Here is a 25,544-nt window from a genome sequence, read left to right on the forward strand (position 1 = left end):
AAAAAACTATGCGCAAACATTTAAAACTTCCCGCACCCAGCTTCCCGCTTCCATCTTATTTTGCCTGGTGATTCTGATCATTTCTGTGCTCCATAATTTCAAGATTTTCATCTACGAAATAGGCACTTCCGAAACCGTTTACGTAAGAACCTTTCACAGGATGAAGTCCGATTAAGATAAAATCTTTCATTTCAGAAATTACTTCAACTACTTTACCGTGAGTTTCTTTTAATTGAGAAACTATAGTATTCCAAGTTTCAGAATCTCTTTCAACCTGAGAAGTTGATGCTTCGATGGTTAATCTTTCTCTTGCGTAGATCTGTTTTGTAGCAGATTCGTCTTCGATAAACATGATAGAAGTTTTTCTTCCGTCTGCAAGATTTTTAGTATGTTTTGCCATGAAAGAAACCAGAATATAAAATGTATTTTCTACCTGTACGAATGGTGCATAGCTGGAGTTTGGCGTGCCTTCAGCATCTACAGTTGCCAGAATAATGCTTTTTGATCTTTCTACAAGTTCTTTTACTTTCGGGGCAAGTGGCTTTGCCTGTCTTTGAGCTTCTTCCTGAGTTGGAGTATGATTCATATATAAGATTTATTTGTACCACAAAAGTACGTTAATTAGAATTAAAATAAATAAAACTAAGGCTGTAAAATCTCATATCCCTTAAATCTCCCGTGTTTTTTTATCTAAATTATATGTTGTAATTTTGCACTTTAAATATTTGAATTTAAATCATTCATAAGATATGAGTACAACAACACAATACGTTCCTTATAAAGTTAAGGACATCTCCCTTGCAGAATGGGGAAGAAAAGAAATTACCCTTGCTGAAGCAGAAATGCCGGGCTTGATGTCTATCCGTGAAGAATACGGACCGTCTCAGCCTTTGAAAGGTGCAAGAATCGCAGGATGTCTTCACATGACGATCCAGACTGCAGTTTTGATCGAGACTTTGGTTGCTTTGGGAGCTGAAGTTACATGGTCTTCTTGTAACATTTTCTCTACTCAGGATCATGCTGCTGCTGCAATTGCTGCTGCAGGAATCCCTGTGTACGCATGGAAAGGTCTTAACGAAGAAGATTTTGACTGGTGTATTGAGCAGACTCTTTTCTTCGGAGAAGACAGAAAGCCACTGAACATGATTTTGGATGATGGTGGAGATTTAACAAACATGGTTTTCGACAGATACCCAGAATTCACGAAAGACATCAAAGGTCTTTCTGAAGAAACGACTACAGGAGTTCACAGATTGTACGAAAGAATGAAAAACGGAACTTTGGTAATGCCTGCAATCAACGTAAATGATTCAGTGACAAAATCTAAGTTTGATAACAAATACGGTTGTAAAGAATCTGCAGTAGATGCGGTAAGAAGAGCAACTGACATCATGTTGGCTGGTAAAAGAGTGGTAGTTTGCGGATACGGAGACGTTGGTAAAGGTACTGCTGCTTCTTTCAGAGGTGCCGGTTCTATCGTTACTGTAACTGAAATCGACCCAATCTGTGCTTTACAGGCTGCAATGGACGGTTTTGAAGTGAAAAGATTAGATACTGTAGTTGATAATGCAGATATCATCATCACGACTACCGGTAACTTCAACATTGTAAGAGGAGAGCATTTCCTTAAAATGAAAGACAAAGCTATCGTTTGTAACATCGGTCACTTCGACAACGAAATCGATATGGCTTGGTTAAACGGTAAATACGGTCACACTAAATCTGAAGTGAAGCCACAGGTTGATATTTACACTCTTGAAGAAGGTAAAGAAATCATCATCCTTGCTGAAGGTAGATTGGTAAACTTGGGTTGCGCGACTGGTCACCCATCTTTTGTAATGTCTAACTCATTCTCTAACCAGACTTTGGCTCAAATCGAACTTTGGAACAATTCTGAAGCTTACGGAAACGAAGTTTACATGTTACCAAAACATTTAGATGAAAAAGTAGCAGCTCTTCACCTTAAGAAATTAAGCGTTGAGTTGGAAGTTCTTTCTCCCGAACAGGCTGAGTACATCGGTGTAGAAGTACAGGGACCTTACAAACCGGAATACTACAGATATTAATTATCGGTAATGAGCAATTGGTAATGAGCAATCATTGGCAATCATCAATATACAACGCTTCGGAAATTTTTCCGGAGCGTTTTTTTATACAAATTTCCTGAAACTCTCAAACTTAAATCTAATCAACTAGACCACTAAATAACCTCTCCTCAAACTCTCACACTCCCCCACTTTCCTACTTAATAAGAAGCTATTTCCCGCTAAAAGTTTATCCTGAGCTTGACGAAGGACTGTATCTTTTGCTCTTCGTTCCTCATCACAAAAGGATGCCGCTTCTATCGGGGCTAGGCCATGACTGCGCATACACCACTCCGTCAAAAAATCAAAGATTTCTTGCCACCAATGCCTCATATCTTTTATGTCTTTGTGTTTCGGCGAATCTCGTTCCTCGATTTCCAAAGGAGGGGAATTTCACTTGATTGTCTACTTTTCCAATAAAAGTGATAAAATCAACATTTAATAAGAGGCATTCGTAAAAAAATAATATATTTGGTATTGATAATATTAAAAAAATAACAATTAATGAAAAAACAGGGAGTTTCAACTGCATTCGTAGCCGCATCGTGGGTTGCGCTGGGTGCAGGAATGATAGGATTTATCGTCGGACTGGCCAGAGCCGAAATGCAGCTTAACGAAAAAGGATATTATTTCACCATCCTTCTTTACGGTTTATTTGCAGTAGTTTCGCTACAGAAAGCCGTTCGTGACAGACTAGAAAACATCAAAGTAACTGATATTTATTACGGCATCTGTTGGTTTGCGACACTTTCATCCATCGTTTTGCTGGCAATCGGCCTTTGGAATGCCACCATTTTACCAAGTGAAAAAGGATTTTACGGATTTGCATTTTTACTGGCTCTTTTCGGGGCAATTGCCGTCCAGAAAAATACGCGAGACAATATGATGCAGGAATAAAAAATACCACAAAACCCACCAGATTCGGTGGGTTTATTTTTTTTGCTATCTTTATTTCCCAAATTAATGAAAATTAAAACCTTTATTCTTGATTTTTATTTTCAACACACCAAATTAATTTTAAGATTATTGAGAATTAACACCTATCAAAATATAATATGAAAAAATCAATCTTTACTTTAATCATCACGCTACTGTGTTTCTTTCCGAAGGCACAAAACGAATTTATCACCACATGGAAGCCCAGCAACAATCATTATATTCTTCCTAACAATCCACCTTTCCCCTCGTCTGCCACACAGGCATGGGCACCTTTCCGTGGAACAGATTTCACAATCTACTGGGAAGAAGTGGGCTATCCTGCACACAATTCTACTCTGAACAATGTCACTTCACAATACCAAGTTTTACTGGATTTTGGAACACCGTTCAATCCTGTGCCTGACAATGCAACATACACAGTAAAAGTAAGCAATGGCAATGGTAATTTTCACCGCGTAGCATTCAGAGAGAGTGATTTAGGAAACTCTTTAAGCAGCGGGATGGGAGACTTTTCAAAAATTGTGGAAATTAATAATTGGGGTACTGCTGTATGGTCTTCTATGCATAATGCATTTAACGGATGCCTTTACTTAAATATGATTGCCACAGATAGTCCCAATCTTTCTATGGTAACCGATATGTCGTATATGTTTAGCGGCTGCTCCTCTATGACTGGCACTAATTCTATAAATAACTGGGACACCTCAACAGTTACCACTTTACAGGGTACTTTCACTTCATGTATGCTGTTTAATCAACCTATCGGAAACTGGAATACCAGTAATGTAGAAAGCATGGGTGCCATGTTCCTGATGTGCCAGAACTTCAATCAACCCATCGGCAACTGGGATACTTCTAAAGTAACTGCCATGGATGCTATGTTTAATAATGCCAGAACTTTCAATCAGCCTATTGGGAACTGGAATGTTGCAAGTGTAGACGAAATGGAATTTATGTTTTCAAACGCCTGGGCTTTTAATCAACCTATCGGAAACTGGAACACATCCGGCGTGTGGCAGATGAACTACATGTTTCTGAATGCAAAAGCCTTCAACCAGCCGATTGGAAGCTGGGACACTTCAAGTGCAACAGCTATGCATGGAATGTTTCAAAACGCAACAGTTTTTAACCAACCCATAGGAAACTGGAATACTTCGAATGTGACTACTATGAATACAATGTTTCAAAATGCTTCAGCTTTTAATCAGAATATCGGAAGCTGGAATACGTCACAGGTTACCACGATGCAGAACATGTTCACCGGAGCTGCAGGTTTTAATCAAAGCCTTGGCAACTGGAACCTCAGTTCACTGCTTTATGCCAGCGGTATGTTTCAGAATTCGGGGTTAAACTGCCAAAATTATGACAGTACACTCTACGGATGGAGCCAAAACCCTGCGACACCCAATAATATCAACATCAGCAGCGCCTCGCCAATGATTTACACCCATCCTGCAGCGGTAATTGCAAGAAACTACCTTATCAGCAACAAATCATGGACGATTACAGGAGATTCTTACGATGACAAATGCATGTCTGCGCTCTCCACACACGAGAATATTTTAGAGGGTGATTTTGGTTTTTATCCTAATCCTGCATCAGACTTTATTTATTTTAAAAATTTAAAAAACGGTGTAAGCTACAGGATTTTCGACAGCAGCGGAAGGTTGGTTTTAGAAAATGTTTTAGAAAAAAACCAAATTGACATTAGAAATTTAGCTAAAGGAAACTACATTATTCAAATCGTAAGCAAAAACACAGTAAAAAGCCTTAAAATTGTAAAGAACTAACATTAATTGAATACAATATGAAATGGTCTGTTTTTACCCTTGTCATCTTGCTGCTGTGTTTCTTTCCGAAAGCACAGAACGAGTTTATTACAACATGGAAACCACAGAATTTCCCCAATGCACCCTTGGTTCAAGCGCCTTTTGCATCATCATCCACACAGGTTTGGGCACCTTTTCAGGGAAATAATTATACTGTGTACTGGGAAGAAGTAGGTTATCCATCACATAACATGACGATGACTAATGTTACATCTGCCAGTCAGCTGCTTCTTGATTTTGGTACACCACTTAATCCTGCAGCACAATTGGCTATGTACAGAGTAAAAGTAAGTAACGGGAATGGCAGCTTCCAGCGTGTTGCGTTCAGAGATAATTTTCAGAGCTCAAATATGAATTATTTAATGGGTGATGCTTCTAAGATTACAGAAATCAACCAGTGGGGTTCTACGGTCTGGTCATCTATGGAAGGGGCTTTTTATGGCTGCAGAAATTTGAATATGACAGCCACAGACAGCCCGAATCTCAGCAGTGTATCAGACTTATCTTACATGTTTGCAGAATGTGAAACGCTTACAGGCAATACTTCTTTTAATAACTGGAATACTTCTGGTGTGACTACATTGTTAGGAACTTTCAGCGGCTGTACTTTATTTAACCAACCTATAGGAAACTGGAATACATCAAACGTCCAGAACATGGACAGGACTTTTTCGCTGGCTCAAAACTTCAATCAGCCCATTGGAAACTGGAATACTTCCCAGGTCAGCACAATGGTGAGTATGTTTAATACGGCCAAAAGTTTCAATCAGCCTATCGGTGGCTGGAATGTATCTAACGTGACCGATATGGGAGTTATGTTTTCTAATGCATGGGTCTTTAATCAATCTATCGGAAACTGGAACACTTCTCAGGTAACAAATATGACCGGCATGTTTTTTACCGCAAAAGCTTTCAACCAACCGATTGGGAACTGGAATACCTCCAGTGTCACCCAAATGAACTCAATGTTTTACGGTGCTTTACTTTTTAATCAACCACTGGCAAACTGGAATACAGCTAATGTAACAACCGCTAATGGAATGTTTTTTGAAGCTCCGGTTTTTAACCAAAATATCAGCAGCTGGAATACATCACAGCTGACTTCTGCACAGAGCATGTTCAGCGGAGCATCAAGTTTTAATCAGAATCTGGGCAGCTGGAATTTATCATCGCTTGTTACCGCCTTTAATATGTTTTACAATTCTGGTTTAAACTGTCAGAACTACGACTCCACACTTTATGGATGGAGCTTGAATCCTTCAACCCCAAATAACGTCAGTCTCCAGAGTGCATCTCCGATGAATTACACCCACCCTGCTGCTGTTGCTGCAAGAAATTATCTCATCACCACCAAAGGCTGGACGATTAATGGAGACACTTACAATGCCACCTGCGAATCTGATCTCTCTACTTCAGAAACCGCATTAGATAAAGAAACTTCTGTTTACCCAAATCCTGCATCCGATTTTATATTCTTTAAAGATTTAAAAGACGGTCTGAGCTACAAAGTTTTCGACAACAGCGGAAGGATTGTTTTGCAGGGAAAATTGAATGAAGATAAAATTGATGTGAGAAATTTAACCAAAGGAAATTATCTGCTTCAGATCAAAACCAAAAACGATGTGAAAAATTTAAAATTTATTAAAAATTAAAATATTTCTAAACCAAATCACCTTACACCAAAGATCTATGAAAAAATTATTTTCGGTCATACTTTTAGCATTAACATTTCAAATCTTTCAGGCGCAAAATGAGTTTGTAACAATCTGGGAGCCCGGATTTACGACTACTCCTGAAATCACTGTAAACGCACCTTATCAGGCAGGTATCAACCAAATCTGGTTTCCCGGAATAGGAGAAAATTACACCATTGAATGGGAGGAGGTAGGCGCTCCACAAAACAACGGCATCATGACCAATGTAACATCCACAAGCCAGGTTCTGATAGATTTCGGGCCTGTCAAGGAAGGCAGCAATGGAGCCACACGATACAGGGTAAAAGTATCGAACGGAAACGGTATTTTCAGACAGATAAAATTTGCCAGCCATTTGCCTTTAAACCAAAACATCGAAGTTCATGTTCCTGTTCTTCAGTTTTATGGTAATGTCGAAAAAATAAGAGAGGTAGAGCAATGGGGAAATATTGTATGGGACTCTATGCACTGTGCATTTACCAATTGCCAGAAGCTGCAGATTACAGCTGCAGACGCGCCCAACTTAAGCATGGTTACAGACGCGTCTCTCATGTTTTACAAGGACTTTGAACTTCTTGGAGCAAGCTCAATGCAAAACTGGGATACTTCCAACATTCAGAATTTCAGTTTTATGTTTGCATCGCATTATAACGGATTAAATTATTCAGTCAATGCTAATCCTTTTAATTCCCCGTATATAACCACCTGGGATATGTCTTCAGCTACAAATTTAAGCTACATGTTTACCGGAAAAGGTCTTTTCAATCAAAACCTCAACAGCTGGGATGTTTCGAATGTGCAGAAAATGAACTGGATGTTTACCTTCTGTACAAACTTCAATCAGCCGCTGAATAACTGGAACACAGAAAGCGTTCAGGATATGCATTATATGTTTGGTCATGCCTCAGCCTTTAATCAGCCTATCAACAGCTGGAACACTTCTCAGGTCATCAATCTAAACCGAACGTTTGCATATGCGACATCTTTTAATCAGCCATTAGATGCATGGAATGTGGGAAATGCTACAAAAATGACAGAAACATTTACACATGCGACGAGTTTTAATCAGCCACTTAATTCATGGAATGTCAGTAATGTAACCAATATGACTGGTATGTTTCATACAGCCTCAAGTTTTAATCAGCCATTATCATCATGGAACACAAGTAAAGTGACCAGCATGTGGGGAATGTTTATCGACAACAGCAGTTTTAATCAATCTCTGGAAACCTGGAATTTGTCGGCATTGGTTCAGGCACAAAATATGCTTGCAAACACTGGTTTAGACTGCATCAACTACAGCAAAACACTTTCTGGCTGGGCAGATAATCCTGTAACTCCCAATTCTATCGACTTAGGAACTGCTTCTCCTCTGGTGTATGCAGCCAATATTGTCCCAAAAAGAAATTTCCTCATCAGTAAAGGCTGGACGATAGCCGATGATACAATGGGAACCTGCGTTTTATCAATTAGAGAAACCGCAACCGCAACAGATTTTGTAATTTACCCAAATCCTGCATCCGATTTTATATTCTTTAAAGATTTAAAAGACGGTCTGAGCTACAAAGTTTTCGACAACAGCGGAAGAATTGTTTTGCAGGGAAAATTGAATGAAGATAAAATTGATGTGAGAAATTTAAGCCAAGGAAATTATCTGCTTCAGATCAAAACCAAAAGCGATATGAAGAATCATAAGTTTCTTAAACAGTAGCATTTTTACCTGCTTACCGCTTGATTAGACTTCAAAGCTGAAATTCGAACTATGTTTCAGGGGAAAGTTTAAAACTTCCGTGCGACAGACTTTCCCGCAATGAGAAAACTCTTTTCACGGCTGCAAGTAGTTTTCTCCTCCTTGAAACAGTTTATAAAGAACAAAATCCGCTTCGTGGCGGATTTTGTTTTGTTTTTAAATATCATAATGATTGGGATGTTTAGATTTAATATCATCCACCGTTCCCAAAACTTTATCTTTCAAAGCATCCTGGTATTTCTGAAGATTTTCAGAAACTGCCTCGTCTGCACTGGCAATGATTTTTGCTGCCAGAATTCCTGCATTCAAAGCTCCGTTCAAAGCAACAGTCGCCACCGGAATTCCGCCCGGCATCTGAAGAATCGACAAAACAGAATCCCATCCGTCTATAGAATTGCTAGATAAAATAGGAACTCCAATTACAGGCAGTGTTGTACAACTCGCTACCATTCCCGGAAGATGTGCCGCTCCTCCGGCCCCTGCAATGATTACTTTCAGACCTCTTTCTTTGGCTGTTTTAGCATACTCAAACATTCTTTCGGGCGTTCTGTGGGCAGAAACCACCGTGAGCTCATAAGGGATATCGAGTGATTTTAAAAATGTTGCTGCCTGTTCCATGATCGGCAAGTCGCTCTGACTTCCCATTATTATTCCTACCATTTTTGTCAGTTTCTTAGATGGCTCAAAGATAGAGATTCAAGATTTAAAATTCAAGGTTTAAGATTTAAGATTCGGGATACGGGTTGCGGGATTTGAGATTTGAGATTTGAGATTTGAGATTCAAAACTACTTTAAATTGAAATACTAAAACACTAAACTATTAAACCGCTAAACCATTATCAAACTAAACCACTAAATAATTAATCAACTAAGCCACTAAACTATTAAACCACTAAATTACTCAATCACTAAACTACTAAACCACCCCAAATTCTCTATCTTTGCCGCTACAATTCTCTGTCTTGAAAGATCTCAAACTCACTTTAGCCATTCTCACCGTTGCCATCGTCTGGGGAACAACATTTTTATCAATACGGGTTGCTGTGGAAACCATTCCGGGATGGTTTGTGGCAGGGATCCGTCAGTTTCTGGCTGCTATTATCATGATGCTGATTCTTCTCTACCGAAAGGAATTTAAATGGATTGGCTGGAACAACCTGAAATATCAGCTTATTTTCTCAACGCTCATGCTCATTGTTGCCAACGGAATGACGACGGTTGCGGAAGAAAGAGTGACGAGCAGTCTGGCATCTCTGGTCAGTGCCTGTTCTCCGATTATCGTTTTTCTGGGAAGCATTGCAATTGGTCTGCAAAAGTTCAGTTTCCGGGCGATGACGGGGATTATTCTCTGTTTCAGCGGAATTCTTTTTATCTTTTGGGACGGTTTGAATGACCTTGCCAATCCGGAATATCTTTTGGGTGTGATTTTCCTGTTTATCGCTATTTTCGGTTGGGCATCAGGAACGATTTTCACAAAGAAACTGAATCTGCAAAGTGGTAATATTACCCTGAATCTCTTCTACCAGTTTATCTTTGCCGGAATTGTGCAGCTTTGTTTCGCATTGGTATTTTCAGATGATTACAATTTTGAAAACTGGAGCTTTAAAAGTATTTCAGCGATGCTTTATCTTTCGGTTTTCGGTTCTGTGGCGGCATTTTTTGCATTTCACTATGCTTTAACTAAAATTTCGCCTGTGCAGGTTTCTATTTTAACTTATTTCAATACGATTATTTCCATTTTCCTCAGCTGGCTGATTTTAAATGAAAGTATTTCAGCTAAATTTTTACTGGCTGCAGTTCTGATTATTGGCGGTGTTTTTATCATTAACTACACGCCGGAAATGTTTAAAAGAAAGCAGATTAAACAATAATTTATATCTGAAAAACGATCTGCTTCAGCGACAAAATCAATTAAAATCAGTCCGGAGATTTGTCTCTGTCAAAATTTTTGCCTATATTTTTAGAACAAAAAAGTGCCTTATGACAAAAAGATCTCCATTTCTACTTCTTATTTTATTTGTGTTTTTCCTCAACTGCAACGATAAAGAAAAAAATCAGCAACTTACCGATCGTGAAAATAAACTTTTGGAAAAGGAAAAACTTTTTGCAACTAAAGAATCAGAATACCAGTCTCTTTTAAAAATGAGAGACAGCATTTTCAGCAAAAAAGATTCTGTGGAAATCATTAAAGAATGGCCCGCAGAAGTTTTTGGCGCATGGACGGGCAAGGTGATCTGTACAGAATCATCGTGCAGCGACTATGTGATAGGCGATCAGAGAATTGATACATGGGAATTTGACAGTGATTCCACGCAGCTGTTTTCAAAAATCATCAACAATAACAAACTTGTGAGATTATACGCAGGAAAATTTGAAAATAACGAAGTTAAGCTCAATTACAAAACCGATTCCACTGCAGAAAAAGCTGTGGAAATGAATGTTCTTCTGAATGAGTTTTCAGACAATAAAATTCGCGGTCAGCGCACGGTAAATATCGACAACAAATGCATGGCGAAGTTTTCTGTAGAACTGACAAGAATCTCTAAATAAACACTTATGATTTTAAGCTTACACAATCTCAGCCTGCCTCTTGAGGATCCGGTTTTGAAATTTCTGATTGTTCTCATCATTATTCTGGCGGCTCCGCTTCTGCTGAATAAAATTAAAGTTCCGCATCTTTTGGGATTGATTATTGCTGGTGCCGTGATCGGCCCCAACGGCTTCAACGTGCTTGCCAGAGACAGCAGCATTGTAGTCACCGGAACTACCGGATTACTCTACATCATGTTTCTCGCCGGTCTGGAAATCGACATGGGCGATTTCAAAAAAAATAAATGGAAAAGTCTGACCTTCGGGCTTTATACCTTCATCGTTCCTTTTGTTTTAGGTTTTGCGGGAGCTTATTATATCCTTGATTTCTCCATTCTTACTTCAATACTGTTTGCGAGTTTATTTTCTTCCCACACACTGATTGCCTATCCTTTGGTGAGCAAGCTGGGCGTGGCAAAAAATCTTTCAGTCAATATAACAGTTGGCGGAACGATGATCACCGATGTACTTGCTCTATTGGTTTTGGCTGTAATAGTCGGGATGTCTCAGGGAGAAGTTGGAACTGAATTTTGGTTAAAACTTTCCGGATCATTTCTGGTATTTGGGTTGATTGTTTTGGTGATTTTTCCGATCATCGGAAGATGGTTTTTCAAAAAGGTGGATGATAAAATTTCGCAGTATATTTTCGTTTTGGTGATGATTTATCTCGCTGCACTTCTCGCCGAACTGGCAGGTGTGGAAGCGATTATCGGTGCATTCTTCGCAGGTTTGGCTTTAAACAGACTGATTCCGCATACCTCATCATTAATGAACCGTGTGGAATTTGTCGGAAATGCCATTTTTATCCCTTTCTTCCTGATCAGCGTCGGGATGTTGATTGATTTTAAAGTATTTTTCAAGAGCTGGGAAACACTGGAAGTCGCTGCGGTAATGCTTGTCGCGTCCATCATCGGGAAGTATATTTCTGCCGTTGCCACCCAAAAAACATTCAGACTCACCAAAGAAGAAGGAAAACTTATTTTCGGTTTGAGTTCTGCCTCTGCAGCTGCAACTTTGGCGGCTGTCATGGTAGGTTACAACATTATTCTTTCTGAAAGTGAATCCGGAGAACCCGTGCGATTACTAAACGAGCACGTGCTGAACGGAAGTATTTTACTGATTTTGATTTCATGTACAATTTCCTCTTTCGTATCGATGTCGAGTGCGCAGAAAATCGCTGAAAGCGAGAATGAAGACACTGTTTCAGGCAATAATCATGAAGAGGAAAATATTCTTTTAGCTTTAAATTACGAGAAAACCGTGGAAAGAATGGTAAATATGGGAATTTTAATAAAGGCTCATTCCAACACCAAAGATATTTTTGCTCTGAATGTCATTAACGAAGACAAAAATGAATCTTCTGTAAAAAATGCCGAGAAACTTTTACATCAGGCAACCGACACAGCGGCGGCGGCAGATGTGAATCTTCAGGCATTAAAAAGGTATGACAATGACGTGATTAATGGTGTAAACAACGTCATTAAAGAACAGAAAATCACTGATTTACTTATCGGTCTTGAAGATGAAAAAGGATTTTCTGCTTCATTTTCGCACAACCTTTATAATGGATATCTGCAAAACGATAATGTGAACGTTATTGTATATCATGCTGCTCAGCCGCTTTCTACTATTAAAAAATACGCAGTGATCATTCCTGAAAACGCTCACAAGGAAGCCGGATTTTTCCATGCACTCGTTCGTGTGTGGAATATTGCAAGAAATTCCGGTGCTACAGTTGTGTTTTATGCAAAAGAAAGTATTCTTGATATTCTACAGAAAATTGTGAAGAAAGCCAATATCGAAGCTGAATTTGTCATTATGAACAACTGGAAGGATGGTGAAGAAACGGCTGCCAAACTCAAAGAAAATGAAGGTCTTATTCTTTTTATGGCCAAACGCGGCATGAAATCTTACCTTCCAAAAATGCGCACGGTTCCTGATCTTCTCAACAGAGATTTGCGTGACAATAATTATTTATTGATATTTCCGTATTCTGAATATCAGGAAGATAATACCGAAAAACGATCCGTCGGAAATCACGATGATTTTATTGAAATTGGGAATGTGATTATGAAGATTTTTAAGTAATGTAAAGTGGTCTTTGCAAGATAAAACTCAATGTAAAAGTAAATTAAAGAGATTTTTTTGGAATAATTCCCATTAATTTCTCTTTAATTTTTTCAGTCTTAAACTGCCCTTCATGATAGTAGATCAAATTCTGATTTTCATCTAAAATAATCCACAAAGGATAAACAGGCTGACTTCTATTTTTAGACAAAGCCAAAACCAATTCATGAATCCCTGAATTTCCATTAGGTAAATAGTTAAATTCTTTTCCCTGAAAATTGATTTTCTCTTTTGTTTTTTCAGCTTCAAAATTGATAAAATAAAAATTTTCATTGATGGTTTTTATTAAATCTTTGTCTTTGTTCAAACTGAAAGATTCGATTTTACAGATGGAACACCATTCGGTGTAAATGTGAATAATAATTGGTTTCGGATTTACTTTTTGCTTCGATTCAAATTCAGCAAATGAAATTGATTTCATTTGCGAGAAATAAAATTGTGGAAGTACTAATATTAAAAACAGTATAGTTTTCATCATAATATCTTGAACCATTAAGCCCCATAAGTTATGAAGTTTTTTTACCGAAATATCTGAGATATTCATTAAGCGATCTGCTTAATCCAGATTCATCTGAATCTTAACAAAACTTAGATGCTAAAATATCTAAATGTTTTAAAATCTCTCTAAATCTTTATTTCAAATTATACTTCACACCCAAAAACCCCCTAATTCTCTGCATCGGCGCATATCCATACGTCGTATCGAAAGTATATTGATTCGGATTATTGATCGGGTCATTCACATTATTATCAAACGGATCAAACGGGCGCATCAACGGATCTCTCGGCGTAAAATTGAATAAATTCTTCACTCCGCAATACACTTCAAACCCAGATTCAAAACTCTTAGACACCTGAATATTCGCCAACGAATACAGCGGAGAATATTCCGGTCGGTAATCGTTCGGCAAAACCGGCAACCGCATCGGGCCGTAAAACTGTCCGGTAAAATCGATGGCAAGATTGTTCTTAAATTTATAGGTTAGATTGTATGTTCCGCTCCATTTCGGTGCATGCAGCTGGCGGGATTTTTCTCTTTCATCATCAAATTTCTGATAAACATCCAGATAAGTGACCCCAAGATTGACAGTCAGAGGAAAATTAAAACTAAAATCCACATTCACCGATGCACCTCGGGAAATTCCGTAACCATTCAGATTATCATAAATAATTTTATCGGGTTCAGAATCAAAATCACCGACGATTTTGTTGCTGAAATAGGTGTAAAATGCAGAAGCATCCACATTGATTAAACGATCTCCAACGGGAATTTTCCAGACATAATTTAAATTTCCGTTGATCGATTTTTCAGGTTTTAGATCAGCCTGAATCACCACTTCACGGGAGCCTGTCAAAGCCGCATGATCTTCGGTAAATAAATTCACCACTCTGAAACCCGTCCCGAAATTGAATCTGAAAGTATGATACGGATTGGGAGAAAATTTCCATGCAAAACGCGGTGAATGCACGGCATGATGGATTTTATCGTAATCAAAACGGTAACCCAGCAAGACCGTATTCTTTTCATTAATTTCCCACTGATCCTGAATAAACGCTCCAAAAATCGGTGACTTCATCGGCTGATTGATTACTTCATCCGAAGCCATCGTTCCGGGAGTATTATCATCATAAAATGTCTTTTTGAAGGTCAGACCCAAAATAAAATCATGATTTCCCAGCTTTTTATCCCAATACGTTTGTGCAAAGGCGACTTTCTGCAACGCTTCGTAAGGCGTGTTTCCGTAAAATGAATTCTGGTCGTGATAATTGTAAGAAAACTGTGTGAAAATCTGCTCTTTCAAAGGCAACTGATACATCCCGAAAGCTTCTACCCTGTTTGTATAGATGCTTTCTCCATACACTTCGTCGCCGCCACGATGCGATTTATTCCACTGCATTTCTCCGCCAAAACGGTCTTCGTATAAATATCTTAAAGCAAAACTTGCCATTCGGTTTTCTTTCCGTTTAAAATTCCATTTATTAAAAACTGAAATTCTGTTTTGAAGCGCCGCATCAGTGAAATTATCTTTATTCTGATCTACTTTTTCGTTAAAACTGAAATAATTTAAACTCAGTAAAGACGCCGCATTTTTACCGACATTAAATTTTGTTGAAAGATCTACATTGTTTTCCGACCAAGTCGTTGTCATCAAATTGACGCTTAGTTTTGGAGCAGTTAAGGCATTTTTTGTGATAATATTAATGACTCCACCCATCGCTTCAGAACCGTACAGCGACGAGGCAGGACCTTTGACCACTTCAATTCTTTCAATCAGGCTGTTGGGAATTCCACTCAAACCGTAAACTGTGGAAAGCGAACTGACAATTGGCATTCCGTCAATCAAAATCATGGTGTACGGCCCTTCCAGACCATTGATGTGAATGTCTCCAGTGTTACAAACCGAACAGTTAAGCTGTGGCTGAACACCGTTAACCATCGCGATCGCTTCAAAAACACTCGGCGTAGGATTTTTCTGAAAAAATTTCTGACTGTAAATTTCCACATTCACCGGACTTTTCGATTTGCTTACCGGTTTTATCGTTCCTGTAATCACCACATCGTCAATATCACTTACTTTTTCCTTTTTTACCGGAATTTTTACTGAGTCAGATTTTTTATTCAAATCTAAACTGTCCGTTTCCTGGGAGAAACAAAATCCTGAAAAAAGTACGGCAGAAAATAATATTCGCTTCATGAAATTAAAATTGTTAGACAAAACTAACAATTAATTTTAGAACAGCAAAACTATTTTTGTTAAACCACAAAAGTCACAAAAGCTTTCTTCGTTTTTAAAGTCTTAAAACTTTGAAAGCAGAAGTTCAAAAAAGCTTTATGTGAAAATTTTCGACGCTTATTTGAACTTCTCAGAAACATTCATTAAACTTAATCTTAAGCATTCAACTATTGTGACTTTTGTGGTTTAAAAATCTTTCCACCCAATTCATTAAAAAATATTAAATTTGAGAGTCAACATAAAAAATTAAAATGAGATATCATCATTCGGGAAATATCCCACAAAAAAGACACACGGTTTTTAAATCTCCGGAGGATAAATTCTACTACGAACAGCTTTTCGGAACGGAAGGTTTTCACGGAATTTCTTCTCTACTCTATCATATACACCGTCCGACGCAGATCAAATCGATTGGCGAGCCGAAAGACGTTGCTCCAAAAATTGCGGTTGATAAAAACGTGACGCCAAGAATGTTTAAAGGAATGAATGTGACTCCTGAAGACGATTTTATGGACAGCCGAAAGTTTCTGATGGTGAACAATGACCTGAAAATGGGATTGTCGAAGCCAAGGAAATCGATGGATTATTTCTACAAAAACGCCGAGTGCGATGAACTTTTATACGTTCACAACGGAAGCGGAACTTTGAAAACTTTTGTCGGAAATCTTGAATTTTCATTTGGTGATTATTTAATTATTCCCAGAGGTACGATTTATCAGGTGGAATTAAATTCTGATGACACCGTATTTTTCGTGGTGGAAAGTCACTCTCCAATTTATACTCCGAAGCGTTACAGAAACGAATTCGGGCAGCTTTTGGAACATTCTCCATTCTGCGAAAGAGACATCATCGCACCGACTTTTGTGGAACCGAAAGACGAAAAAGGCGATTTTTTAATTAAAGTAAAAAAAGAAAACCAGATTACCGATTTCATCTACGCAACGCATCCTTTTGATGTTGTGGGTTGGGACGGTTATTTTTATCCTTATAAATTCAATATCAAAAACTTCGAGCCGATTACGGGAAGAATTCACCAACCACCGCCAGTCCATCAGACTTTTGAGGCACACAATTTTGTGGTTTGTTCGTTCTGTGCGAGAATGTACGATTACCATCCGATGGCAATTCCTGCACCTTACAATCACTCTAATATCGATTCTGATGAAGTCTTATTCTATACGGAAGGTGATTTTATGAGCCGAAACCATATCGATTTAATGGATTTCACACTCCATCCAGGCGGAGTCGTTCACGGACCTCATCCAGGAGCGATGGAAAGGAGTATCGGGAAAAAATTCACTGAAGAATATGCGGTAATGGTCGATCCTTTCCGTCCGTTAAAAATTACTGAGGAAGCGATTAAAGTTGAAGATCCTTCTTATAAAACTTCGTGGCTGGAAAGTGAGGATCACAGTTTGGAGGACAGGTCGCAGGAATAGATTTGCTTTTAGCTTGTAAATTTCAGAGTAAATAATTATAATTGATTGATTTATAAATTTGTATCTTTGTAAAGTATGAAAAAGGAAGCAATAAAAAAGGAAATAATTATCAAATCAATATCTAAAATGATAGCTGATAAGGAAGCCGTACGTTCATACATCAAAGGAGAAACTTCAATTCAGACATTAGAAAAAAAAGGAATTAAGTTTGCAAAACCATTATAATTACGTTTTTGACTCCATAACAAACACGTATAATTTCGCAACTAAAAACAATATTCTATATCGAGTTATATTTGTTGTTGACGAAACTTTTTCAGCTATTTCGGGAGAAGAAATTCCTAATATTTTTCAGTTAATCATTGAAAAGACAAGTAACGAATTAGAACCATTTGACGCCAAAGTTTCAAAAACGATTGAAAATATTGTAGATAAATTTTTTCAAAAAACAGAAAATAGTTTAATCTATGTATGTTCAGAGGATAATCAGAAAGCTGAATCAAGACATAGAATATTCGACAGATGGTATCAAATTCAGAGTATAAAAATATAATCATTAAAATCGATAATATTATAAAATTGAATATTGATGAATCTACGATTCAGTATCTTCATACATCTTTTATGTCTCATAAAGAAAATTCTAATCATGAAAAATTGTTGGAAATTTATTACCAAATCGAAAAAGTACTCAATGAGGAAAAATAATTATAATAAAAGTAGGGACTGAATTTCAATTTCAGTCCTTTTTTTTCGCTCAAGTTTCACTAAAACATGACAAATATTTTCTCTTATTTATAGTCTGTAAAAATAAGATGAGCTATCTTTAATGGATTAAAGATAATCGTAGAATCTAGCTATAAAATTTAAGAATATGTATAATTATATCAGTGCAGAAGAAGCTATTTATACCATTAAAAGCGGTAACCGTGTGTTTTTTCATGGAAGCGCGTGTACTCCAAATCATTTGATTGATGAGCTGGCAAGACAGTCTCACCGTCTGGATAATGTGGAAATGGTCTCCATTACCCAACAGGGAAATGTGGAAATCGCAAAACCTGAGTACAAAGACAAATTTTTTGTGAATTCACTTTTTGTTTCGACGCCGGTACGTGATGCAGTCAATTCTGACCGGGGAGATTTTGTTCCGGTTTTTTTAAGTGAAATTCCAATCTTATTCAGAAAAAATATTCTGCCGCTGGATGTTGCTTTGATTACGGTTTCGCCGCCCGATAAACATGGTTTCTGTACATTGGGAACCTCTGTAGATGTTGCCAGAGCAGCCGTCGATACTGCAAAAATTATCGTAGCAATTGTAAATCCTTTGATGCCAAGAACGCACGGCGACGGAATGCTTCACATCAGTAAAATTCATAAATTGGTTTGGCATGAAGAAGAGCTTCCAACAGTAGATTACGGCGCAAAAGTAGGTCCTGATGAAATGCTGGTAGGGAAAAACGTTGCCGAACTTATCGACGACAGATCGACTTTACAAATGGGTATCGGAACTATTCCTGATGCGGTTTTAAAATGTCTGGGAAATCACAAAGACTTAGGCGTTCACACCGAAATGCTGAGCGACGGGGTGATTGATTTAATTCAAAATGACGTTATCAACAATAAATACAAAGGTTATAATGACAATAAAACCATCACGAGTTTCTGTTTCGGGACGAGAAAATTATACGATTATGTTGATGATAACACCGTTTTTTCTTTCGATGATGTAAGCACGGTCAATTTCCCGATTAATATTATGAGAAATCATAAAATGGTTGCTATCAATTCAGCCATTGAAATCGATTTGACAGGTCAAGTCTGCGCAGATTCTATCGGAACCATGCAATACAGCGGTATCGGCGGACAAATGGATTTTATGCGTGGAGCAGCATTAAGTGACGATGGAAAACCAATTATTGCCATCACTTCAAGGACGAAAAGAGGCGTTTCGAGAATTGTACCTTTCCTGAAACAGGGAGCTGGAGTTGTGACGACCAGAGGTCACATTCACTGGGTAGTTACAGAATACGGAAGCGTTTATCTCTACGGTAAAAATCTTAGACAGCGAGCTCAGGAATTAATCAGCATTGCGCATCCTGATGACAGAGAGATGTTGGAGAGAGCGGCTTTTGAGAGATTTAAACATTAAAATAGATATAAATCTTTGACACATCAGTCACCTGAGTTTTAGTTTAAATTATTGAGGATATTTTTAGAGCACATGAGATTTAAAAATCAAAGATTTTTATGAGGAATAACCGAAAATCTTTGATTTTCTCTGATGTGGTCGGAAATATTTTCAAACAGTTAGGAAACCTGATGTGACTGGTGTGTTTATCAGGTTTTGTTTTTTATTAAAACTTTAACTTTCAGCGGATTGTTTCAATTTTAACATTATCGCAGAATTTTGTAATTTGCAACATCAATAAAAGTAAAATACAGAAAATATGTCAACATTAACATTTGCCGAAAAAATTGCTCAGGCAGAGAACTTTTTGCCAATTAACGGTACAGATTATATCGAGTTTTATGTGGGAAATGCAAAGCAGGCAGCTCATTATTATAAGACAGCATTCGGTTTTCAGTCGGTTGCATATGCCGGTCCTGAGACGGGTGTGAGAGATCGTGCATCCTACGTTCTTCAGCAGGGAAAAATCAGATTAATCCTAACTACAGGTTTAAAATCTGACTCGCCAATTAGTGAGCATGTAAAAAAACATGGCGATGGTGTTAAAATTCTGGCACTTTGGGTTGATGATGCCTATTCAGCTTTCGAAGAAACTACAAAAAGAGGTGGAAAACCTTATTTGGAACCAACAACTTTAACTGACGAATTTGGCGAAGTAAGAATGTCCGGAATTTACACTTACGGAGAAACCGTTCACATGTTCATCGAAAGAAAAAATTATACAGGACCTTTCATGCCTGGCTACCAAAAGTGGGAAAGCGATTACAAGCCTGAAGAAGCAGGATTACTGTACGTTGACCACTGTGTAGGAAATGTAGACTGGGACAGAATGATCCCTACTGTTGAATGGTACGAGAAAGTAATGGGCTTTGTGAACATCCTTTCTTTTGACGACAAACAGATTAACACGGAATATTCTGCATTGATGTCTAAAGTAATGTCTAACGGAAACGGTTTTGCAAAATTCCCTATCAACGAGCCTGCAGAAGGTAAAAAGAAATCTCAGGTAGAAGAATATCTTGATTTCTACGAAGGAGAAGGTGTTCAGCACATTGCAGTAGCAACAAAAGACATTATTCACACGGTTACTGAATTGAAAAAAAGAGGTGTGGAATTCCTTTCTGCTCCACCGGAAGCTTACTATGATATGGTTCCTGAAAGAGTGGGTCACATCGACGAAGACATCAAAAAACTTCAGAGCTTAGGCATCCTGATTGACCATGATGAGGAAGGTTATTTGCTTCAGATTTTCACAAAACCAGTTGAAGACCGTCCTACCCTATTCTTCGAAATCATCGAAAGACACGGGGCTCAGAGCTTCGGTGCCGGTAATTTCAAAGCATTATTTGAAGCTTTGGAAAGAGAGCAGGAAAAAAGAGGAAATCTTTAAATTTTAAATCAAATAAAGAATTAAGACGTTGAAATTTTAAACCATTAAGAAAATTAATGAGTTAAGATTTTTTAAGGAATATCTAAAGATATTTAGTAAGCGTATCGCTTAATTTTAGATTTATCTAAATCTTAAGAAAACTTAAAGACTAAAATAACTTAATGTTTTAAATTAATTTAAATGTTTTTACATTCAACATTATTAAATCATCAGTTTTGTCAGGACAAACCATCCTGACAAAACTTTTTATAAACACAGGATTATGAACAAAATTTTCAGCGGATTAATGCTTATTGGGGCTAGTTTTTTTGCCAATGCTCAATACGGAAGTATCAATGCTATCCTTACAAAACTGGAGGAAAGAAAAGGCATTAATCAAAATTTAAGCGATGTCAATATTGATGATAAAAAATTTGTCTTGATTAAAGATTTTAAGGATCACACAGAAAGAAATTTCATTGTCATCAAAGGAAAAAATGCAACTTACGTAGAAATGTTTGACGATAAAGCCACCAATCAAAGTACATCGAATGTATTTTCCGGAGATATTGTGAGAAGCAGAAAAAATATTGTTTCTTTAAGAGCCGATATGCTTGAAAACAAAAAAGTTCCGATTCCTGTTACCAAAACGCTTTTGCTGACTAAACTGGATGACATTCTTTACCTCATCGACGTCAACAGCAAAGACCGTTGGATTGATGAAGCATCTTTTTCAAAAGCGAAATCTTCTAAAAATTAGTTAAGCTGTTGGCAAATGGCTTTTAGCTTTTGGCTTGCAGAACTATCCTGCTAATAATTGGGAGCCTATTAAAAAATCATCAAATAATTTACTTAAATTGATTTTTAATAGTTTGATTAATTTAGTCTTCGACAGGCTCAGACTGACAAATCTAATACTAATCACTCAATTTAGCGGTGTCACTCTGAGCTTGTCGAAGAGTTTTTGAGCCATAAAGTTTAATCGTTAAAAATTTAAACAAGCTTTAAAAGTTAAATAGATTTGAAACCATCTAAATAAACATTTAACAAACTGCATAGAAATTTCAAAAAACGATCACACTTAAATTAGTGGAATTCGAAAAAATTTGTGCAATAAAAAATTAAAAAATTATGAAATCATTTGTAGAATATAATTCAGATTCAGACTTTTCGATACACAATATTCCTTTCGGAGTAGCGGTGTTTAATAAAGAATTTATCGCTTGCTGTACAAGAATCGGTGATCAGGTGATTGATCTGGCGACATTGTATGACCTTGATTATTTTGAAAATATTAAAGGTCTTGAAGACAACGTTTTTGAAGCATACTCATTAAACGAATTTATCGAGCTTGAAAAACCTGTAACCAACGCAGTCCGTCTTAAACTTCAGGAATTACTTCTGGAAGGTTCTATTTTGTCTAAAGACGAAAAAACAATTGAAGCTGCGTTCTACGATTTGGATCAGGTGAAAATGATGATGCCGGTTCATGTTCCAAACTATACTGATTTCTACAGCAGCATTGAGCACGCCACCAATGTAGGAAAAATGTTCAGAGATCCTGCCAATGCATTGCTTCCAAACTGGAAACATTTGCCAGTGGGTTATCATGGGAGAGCTTCATCTATCGTCGTTTCAGGTACAGAAATCAACCGTCCGAACGGGCAAACCAAACCTGCAGATGCTGATAAACCAGTTTTCGGACCATCAAAACAATTGGATTTTGAACTGGAAATGGCCTTCATCCTGAATAAAAACACAGAAATGGGTGAAACTATTTCAACTAAAAATGCTGAAGATGCTATCTTCGGAATGGTGGTTTTCAACGATTGGTCGGCGAGAGATATTCAGGCTTGGGAATACGTTCCGCTTGGACCGTTTTTAGCAAAAAATTTCGGCTCGTCAGTTTCTCCGTGGGTGGTTACTCTGGAAGCTTTAGAACCATTCAAAACGACTTCTCCAACTCAGGATCCTGAAGTTTTGGATTATTTAAAATTTGAAGGAGACAAAAATTACGACATCAATCTTGAAGTATATTTACAACCCGAAAACGGCGAAGAAAACCTCATTTCTGAAAGCAATTACAAACACATGTACTGGAATATGACGCAGCAACTTGCTCATCACACAGTAAACGGCTGTAACGTTGAAGTCGGAGATATGTACGCCAGCGGAACCATCTCAGGTAGCGACCCAAAATCTTTCGGCTCTATGCTTGAACTGACTTGGAGAGGACAAAATCCAATCACATTAAGCAACGGCGAAGAAAGAAAATTCATCAACGACAACGATACGGTAACGATGAAAGCTTGGGCTGAAAAAGATGGTGTGAGAGTAGGTTTCGGGGAAGTTTCGGGTAAAATTATTCCTGCTAAATAAATTTTGACTGCGAGATTTAACACATTAGTCACAAAGGAGTTATATTGTTTGCGTAAATTAGATCACATAAGATTGAAAATCAAAGATTTTCGATGTGAATGTTAATAATTATCATGGAAGTAACGAAGAAATACATAAATGAACTTACATACAAAATTGTAGGTGCATGTATTGAAGTTCATAAAATTGTTGGTCCAGGTCTTTACGAGGATGTTTATCATAAGTGTCTGGAAAGAGAATTTGATTTGTTAGGATTAAAATATCGCAGTGAACTACAAATTCCTTTGATCTATAAAGAACTTAGTATCGACTGCAAAGTAAAATGTGATTTTCTAATTGAAGATTTGATTGTTTTGGAAATAAAATCAGCAGATCAATTCCATAAAATCCACAAGGCGCAGACAATGAATTATATGAATCTTTTAAAAGTTCCAAAATCTATATTGGTCAATTTTAATGTCTATAATTTATACCATGAAGGAACTGAAACATTTGTAAGCAAAGATTTTGAAACACTCCCATCCTGAAAATATTTGATTTTCAGACTTATATCTTCTAAGAAATTTTCAGAGATTAAAACTAAAATCGAAGGTGACTTATGTGTCAAATTAATTATTGAAAATGAAAAAAGTGATTCACCTGAAAATCTTTGATTTTCAGACTTATGTGCTCTAAAATATTTTCAAACATATAAACTAAAATCTAATGTGACTCATGTGTCAAATTAATTTTATCTAAAAAATGAAAACAGTAATCCCATCAGAAATAACCGCCGTTCAGCTGCAGACAATAATGCAGACAGCCGTTTCGCCACGACCTATAGCTTTGGCTTCAACTATTGATAAAGACGGCAACAGCAATTTATCGCCTTTCAGCTTTTTTAATATGTTCAGTACGGTGCCGCCGATTTTGATTTTTTCACCTTCGAGAAGAGTTCGGGACAATACAACGAAACACACTTTGGAAAATGTTCTGGAAGTTCCGGAAGTGGTGATTGGGACAGTCAATTTCCCGATTGTGCAGCAGATTTCTTTGGCATCAACCGAATATGGGGATGGTGTAAATGAGTTTATAAAGTCGGGATTGACGATGAAAGATGCTGATTTGGTTCAGCCAAAATTAATTGAAGAATGCCCCGTAAATTTTGAATGTAAAGTTTTGGAAGTAAAATCTTTGGGAGATCAGGGCGGTGCCGGAAATCTTGTGATTTGTGAAGTTCAGAAAATCCACATCAGAGAAGAATATCTGAATGAGGAAGGAAATCCGGATCAGGCAAAACTGGATATGGTAGCCCGTTTGGGTGGAAATTTTTATTCAAGAAGCAATGAGAACAGCCTTTTTGAAGTTCCGAAACCTTTGGTAACGAAAGGAATTGGTTTCGACCTTCTCCCCGACTCCATCAAACTCAGCAAAGTCTTTACAGGAAACGACTTGGGAATGCTTGCGAATGTAGAAGTTTTACCATCAGAAAACTGTCATGACGACGAAAATATTCATCTGGAAGCTCAGAAGTTTTTGCTAGAAAGTAAAATTGATGAGGCCTGGAAGGTTTTAATAAATTAAAAATTTTTATTTATAAGACAATGTTTAAATTTCATCAAAATTAATTTTCCCGACCCTAAAGGGAGTTAATTTCGATGAAATTTTCAAGGCATTTTTCCACCCTTTAGGGTTGGGGGAAAAGAAAAAATGACTTGAAAATTTCTTTTTTAATCATTTTTATAAAGGCTCTAAAAAACTCCTGAAGAAAAATCTTCGGGAGTCTTGCTGTTCATGATCTGCAGGTAAGGATCTTTCACACTTCCTCTTTGGAAATCCATTTCCCAACTGTCGGAGCCTGATAATTTCTCATTTTCTCTAAAAGCTCATCAATATTTTCGCTCACCAATAGCATTTCCTGATTGATTTGTTTTAAAAATCCTTTATTAACCATTGTCTGAACCAGTTTGATCAGATCATCGTAAAATCCGTCAATATTGAGAATGGCGATTGGTTTTTTGTGAAGTCCGAGCTGTGCCCAGGTGATCATTTCAAAAAATTCTTCCAGAGTTCCGTAACCGCCGGGAAGTACGATGACACCGTCGCAGAGGTCATTCATTTTGGTTTTTCTCTCGTGCATGGTTTCCACCAAAATCAGTTCGGTAAGATGCGTGTGTGCAATTTCCTTTGACTGTAAAAAGTGAGGAAGAACGCCGATCGCCTTACCACCTTCAGATAAAACGCCATCAGCGACAGCGCCCATCAATCCTACGTTGGCACCGCCGTAGATGAGTTGAATTTTTTGTTTTGCTAAAGTCTTTCCGAGCAAAACTGCCTGCTCTTTATATTTTTCGTCCGAACCGAAACTCGATCCGCAGAAAACTGTGATACTTTTCATTTGTTTATTTTCATTATTTGCAAACTAAAAATATCCAAAATCAAA

22 protein-coding genes are annotated in these 25,544 nt (G+C 37.5%); 17 read left to right on the forward strand and 5 right to left on the reverse strand.

The features are described 5' to 3' along the window. Positions 1-55: 55 nt before the first annotated feature. Complete coding sequence (locus NG809_RS05585) at positions 56-586, reverse strand: HugZ family pyridoxamine 5'-phosphate oxidase (RefSeq protein ID WP_262148782.1); 531 nt, start codon at positions 584-586, stop codon at positions 56-58. A gap of 163 nt (positions 587-749) precedes the next feature. Here NG809_RS05585 and ahcY point away from each other — a divergent pair, with 163 nt between their 5' ends. The 5 genes from ahcY (at position 750) to NG809_RS05610 (ending at position 8,257) form a co-directional block, all read left to right on the forward strand. Beyond that, positions 750-2,066 carry an adenosylhomocysteinase gene (gene ahcY, locus NG809_RS05590; RefSeq protein ID WP_262148784.1) on the forward strand — a complete coding sequence of 439 codons (1,317 nt, stop codon included), beginning with the start codon at positions 750-752 and terminating at the stop codon, positions 2,064-2,066. Positions 2,067-2,588: 522 nt separating this feature from the next. Further along, positions 2,589-2,981 carry an inner membrane protein YiaA gene (yiaA, locus tag NG809_RS05595; protein ID WP_262148786.1) on the forward strand — a complete coding sequence of 131 codons (393 nt, stop codon included), beginning with the start codon at positions 2,589-2,591 and terminating at the stop codon, positions 2,979-2,981. Positions 2,982-3,139: 158 nt separating this feature from the next. After that, on the forward strand, positions 3,140-4,813 hold the full coding sequence (locus NG809_RS05600; protein ID WP_262148788.1) for a BspA family leucine-rich repeat surface protein: 1,674 nt from the start codon (positions 3,140-3,142) through the stop codon (positions 4,811-4,813). A gap of 17 nt (positions 4,814-4,830) precedes the next feature. Then, a complete protein-coding gene (locus NG809_RS05605; RefSeq protein ID WP_262148790.1) occupies positions 4,831-6,504 on the forward strand; it encodes a BspA family leucine-rich repeat surface protein in 1,674 nt (557 codons plus the stop codon). A gap of 37 nt (positions 6,505-6,541) precedes the next feature. Next, the gene (locus NG809_RS05610) at positions 6,542-8,257 is read left to right on the forward strand and encodes a BspA family leucine-rich repeat surface protein (RefSeq protein WP_262148792.1); all 1,716 of its coding nucleotides are present in this window, start codon (positions 6,542-6,544) and stop codon (positions 8,255-8,257) included. Positions 8,258-8,452: 195 nt separating this feature from the next. Here the strand turns inward: NG809_RS05610 and purE are convergent, their stop codons facing one another. Beyond that, positions 8,453-8,956 (reverse strand): 5-(carboxyamino)imidazole ribonucleotide mutase, encoded by a 504-nt coding sequence (purE, locus tag NG809_RS05615; protein WP_262148794.1) that lies wholly within the window; start codon positions 8,954-8,956, stop codon positions 8,453-8,455. 302 nt (positions 8,957-9,258) lie between these two features. Here purE and NG809_RS05620 point away from each other — a divergent pair, with 302 nt between their 5' ends. The 3 genes from NG809_RS05620 (at position 9,259) to NG809_RS05630 (ending at position 12,973) form a co-directional block, all read left to right on the forward strand. Then, positions 9,259-10,167: a DMT family transporter gene (locus NG809_RS05620; RefSeq protein WP_262148796.1), complete on the forward strand. Its 909-nt coding sequence runs from the start codon at positions 9,259-9,261 to the stop codon at positions 10,165-10,167. Positions 10,168-10,276: 109 nt separating this feature from the next. After that, positions 10,277-10,846 (forward strand): hypothetical protein, encoded by a 570-nt coding sequence (locus NG809_RS05625; RefSeq protein WP_262148798.1) that lies wholly within the window; start codon positions 10,277-10,279, stop codon positions 10,844-10,846. Positions 10,847-10,852: 6 nt separating this feature from the next. Continuing rightward, complete coding sequence (locus tag NG809_RS05630; RefSeq protein WP_262148801.1) at positions 10,853-12,973, forward strand: cation:proton antiporter; 2,121 nt, start codon at positions 10,853-10,855, stop codon at positions 12,971-12,973. A gap of 43 nt (positions 12,974-13,016) precedes the next feature. Here NG809_RS05630 and NG809_RS05635 read toward each other — a convergent pair whose 3' ends face one another. Both NG809_RS05635 and NG809_RS05640 read right to left on the reverse strand, forming a co-directional pair. Further along, positions 13,017-13,433 carry a thiol:disulfide interchange protein gene (locus NG809_RS05635; protein WP_262148803.1) on the reverse strand — a complete coding sequence of 139 codons (417 nt, stop codon included), beginning with the start codon at positions 13,431-13,433 and terminating at the stop codon, positions 13,017-13,019. Between the two features lie 211 nt (positions 13,434-13,644). Beyond that, positions 13,645-15,708 (reverse strand): TonB-dependent receptor plug domain-containing protein, encoded by a 2,064-nt coding sequence (locus NG809_RS05640; RefSeq protein ID WP_262148805.1) that lies wholly within the window; start codon positions 15,706-15,708, stop codon positions 13,645-13,647. Between the two features lie 290 nt (positions 15,709-15,998). Here NG809_RS05640 and NG809_RS05645 point away from each other — a divergent pair, with 290 nt between their 5' ends. The 9 genes from NG809_RS05645 (at position 15,999) to NG809_RS05680 (ending at position 24,685) form a co-directional block, all read left to right on the forward strand. Then, positions 15,999-17,186: a homogentisate 1,2-dioxygenase gene (locus NG809_RS05645; RefSeq protein ID WP_262148807.1), complete on the forward strand. Its 1,188-nt coding sequence runs from the start codon at positions 15,999-16,001 to the stop codon at positions 17,184-17,186. A 75-nt stretch (positions 17,187-17,261) separates the two neighbouring features. After that, positions 17,262-17,411: a hypothetical protein gene (locus NG809_RS05650; RefSeq protein WP_262148809.1), complete on the forward strand. Its 150-nt coding sequence runs from the start codon at positions 17,262-17,264 to the stop codon at positions 17,409-17,411. After that, the gene (locus NG809_RS18400; protein ID WP_396124820.1) at positions 17,395-17,739 is read left to right on the forward strand and encodes a DUF6169 family protein; all 345 of its coding nucleotides are present in this window, start codon (positions 17,395-17,397) and stop codon (positions 17,737-17,739) included. Before NG809_RS05650 ends, NG809_RS18400 begins: the two co-directional genes overlap by 17 nt. A 321-nt stretch (positions 17,740-18,060) precedes the next feature. After that, positions 18,061-19,335, forward strand: coding sequence for an acetyl-CoA hydrolase/transferase family protein (locus NG809_RS05655; RefSeq protein WP_262148810.1), 1,275 nt, complete (start codon positions 18,061-18,063; stop codon positions 19,333-19,335). 298 nt (positions 19,336-19,633) lie between these two features. Continuing rightward, on the forward strand, positions 19,634-20,764 hold the full coding sequence (hppD, locus tag NG809_RS05660) for a 4-hydroxyphenylpyruvate dioxygenase (RefSeq protein WP_262148812.1): 1,131 nt from the start codon (positions 19,634-19,636) through the stop codon (positions 20,762-20,764). Positions 20,765-21,026: 262 nt separating this feature from the next. After that, positions 21,027-21,503: a hypothetical protein gene (locus NG809_RS05665; RefSeq protein ID WP_262148814.1), complete on the forward strand. Its 477-nt coding sequence runs from the start codon at positions 21,027-21,029 to the stop codon at positions 21,501-21,503. A 371-nt stretch (positions 21,504-21,874) separates the two neighbouring features. Then, complete coding sequence (fahA, locus tag NG809_RS05670) at positions 21,875-23,122, forward strand: fumarylacetoacetase (RefSeq protein WP_262148816.1); 1,248 nt, start codon at positions 21,875-21,877, stop codon at positions 23,120-23,122. Between the two features lie 98 nt (positions 23,123-23,220). After that, the gene (locus NG809_RS05675) at positions 23,221-23,649 is read left to right on the forward strand and encodes a GxxExxY protein (RefSeq protein ID WP_262148818.1); all 429 of its coding nucleotides are present in this window, start codon (positions 23,221-23,223) and stop codon (positions 23,647-23,649) included. 214 nt (positions 23,650-23,863) lie between these two features. Further along, positions 23,864-24,685, forward strand: a complete 822-nt coding sequence (locus NG809_RS05680) for a flavin reductase family protein (protein WP_262148820.1) — start codon at positions 23,864-23,866, stop codon at positions 24,683-24,685. 232 nt (positions 24,686-24,917) lie between these two features. Here the strand turns inward: NG809_RS05680 and NG809_RS05685 are convergent, their stop codons facing one another. Beyond that, on the reverse strand, positions 24,918-25,499 hold the full coding sequence (locus NG809_RS05685; RefSeq protein ID WP_262148822.1) for an LOG family protein: 582 nt from the start codon (positions 25,497-25,499) through the stop codon (positions 24,918-24,920). Positions 25,500-25,544: the final 45 nt, after the last annotated feature.

The organism is Chryseobacterium foetidum (genome assembly GCF_025457425.1).
Classification (GTDB): domain Bacteria; phylum Bacteroidota; class Bacteroidia; order Flavobacteriales; family Weeksellaceae; genus Chryseobacterium; species Chryseobacterium foetidum.

Excerpts from the sequence above, each read along its gene's own strand:
- NG809_RS05585 (WP_262148782.1), bottom strand. The coding sequence starts at position 586 with ATGAATCATACTCCAACTCAGGAAGAAGCTCAAAGACAGGCAAAGCCA.
- ahcY (WP_262148784.1), top strand. The coding sequence starts at position 750 with ATGAGTACAACAACACAATACGTTCCTTATAAAGTTAAGGACATCTCC.
- yiaA (WP_262148786.1), top strand. The coding sequence starts at position 2,589 with ATGAAAAAACAGGGAGTTTCAACTGCATTCGTAGCCGCATCGTGGGTT.
- NG809_RS05600 (WP_262148788.1), top strand. The coding sequence starts at position 3,140 with ATGAAAAAATCAATCTTTACTTTAATCATCACGCTACTGTGTTTCTTT.
- NG809_RS05605 (WP_262148790.1), top strand. The coding sequence starts at position 4,831 with ATGAAATGGTCTGTTTTTACCCTTGTCATCTTGCTGCTGTGTTTCTTT.
- NG809_RS05610 (WP_262148792.1), top strand. The coding sequence starts at position 6,542 with ATGAAAAAATTATTTTCGGTCATACTTTTAGCATTAACATTTCAAATC.
- purE (WP_262148794.1), bottom strand. The coding sequence starts at position 8,956 with ATGGTAGGAATAATAATGGGAAGTCAGAGCGACTTGCCGATCATGGAA.
- NG809_RS05625 (WP_262148798.1), top strand. The coding sequence starts at position 10,277 with ATGACAAAAAGATCTCCATTTCTACTTCTTATTTTATTTGTGTTTTTC.
- NG809_RS05630 (WP_262148801.1), top strand. The coding sequence starts at position 10,853 with ATGATTTTAAGCTTACACAATCTCAGCCTGCCTCTTGAGGATCCGGTT.
- NG809_RS05635 (WP_262148803.1), bottom strand. The coding sequence starts at position 13,433 with ATGAAATCAATTTCATTTGCTGAATTTGAATCGAAGCAAAAAGTAAAT.
- NG809_RS05640 (WP_262148805.1), bottom strand. The coding sequence starts at position 15,708 with ATGAAGCGAATATTATTTTCTGCCGTACTTTTTTCAGGATTTTGTTTC.
- NG809_RS05645 (WP_262148807.1), top strand. The coding sequence starts at position 15,999 with ATGAGATATCATCATTCGGGAAATATCCCACAAAAAAGACACACGGTT.
- NG809_RS05650 (WP_262148809.1), top strand. The coding sequence starts at position 17,262 with ATGAAAAAGGAAGCAATAAAAAAGGAAATAATTATCAAATCAATATCT.
- NG809_RS05655 (WP_262148810.1), top strand. The coding sequence starts at position 18,061 with ATGTATAATTATATCAGTGCAGAAGAAGCTATTTATACCATTAAAAGC.
- hppD (WP_262148812.1), top strand. The coding sequence starts at position 19,634 with ATGTCAACATTAACATTTGCCGAAAAAATTGCTCAGGCAGAGAACTTT.
- NG809_RS05665 (WP_262148814.1), top strand. The coding sequence starts at position 21,027 with ATGAACAAAATTTTCAGCGGATTAATGCTTATTGGGGCTAGTTTTTTT.
- fahA (WP_262148816.1), top strand. The coding sequence starts at position 21,875 with ATGAAATCATTTGTAGAATATAATTCAGATTCAGACTTTTCGATACAC.
- NG809_RS05675 (WP_262148818.1), top strand. The coding sequence starts at position 23,221 with ATGTTAATAATTATCATGGAAGTAACGAAGAAATACATAAATGAACTT.
- NG809_RS05680 (WP_262148820.1), top strand. The coding sequence starts at position 23,864 with ATGAAAACAGTAATCCCATCAGAAATAACCGCCGTTCAGCTGCAGACA.
- NG809_RS05685 (WP_262148822.1), bottom strand. The coding sequence starts at position 25,499 with ATGAAAAGTATCACAGTTTTCTGCGGATCGAGTTTCGGTTCGGACGAA.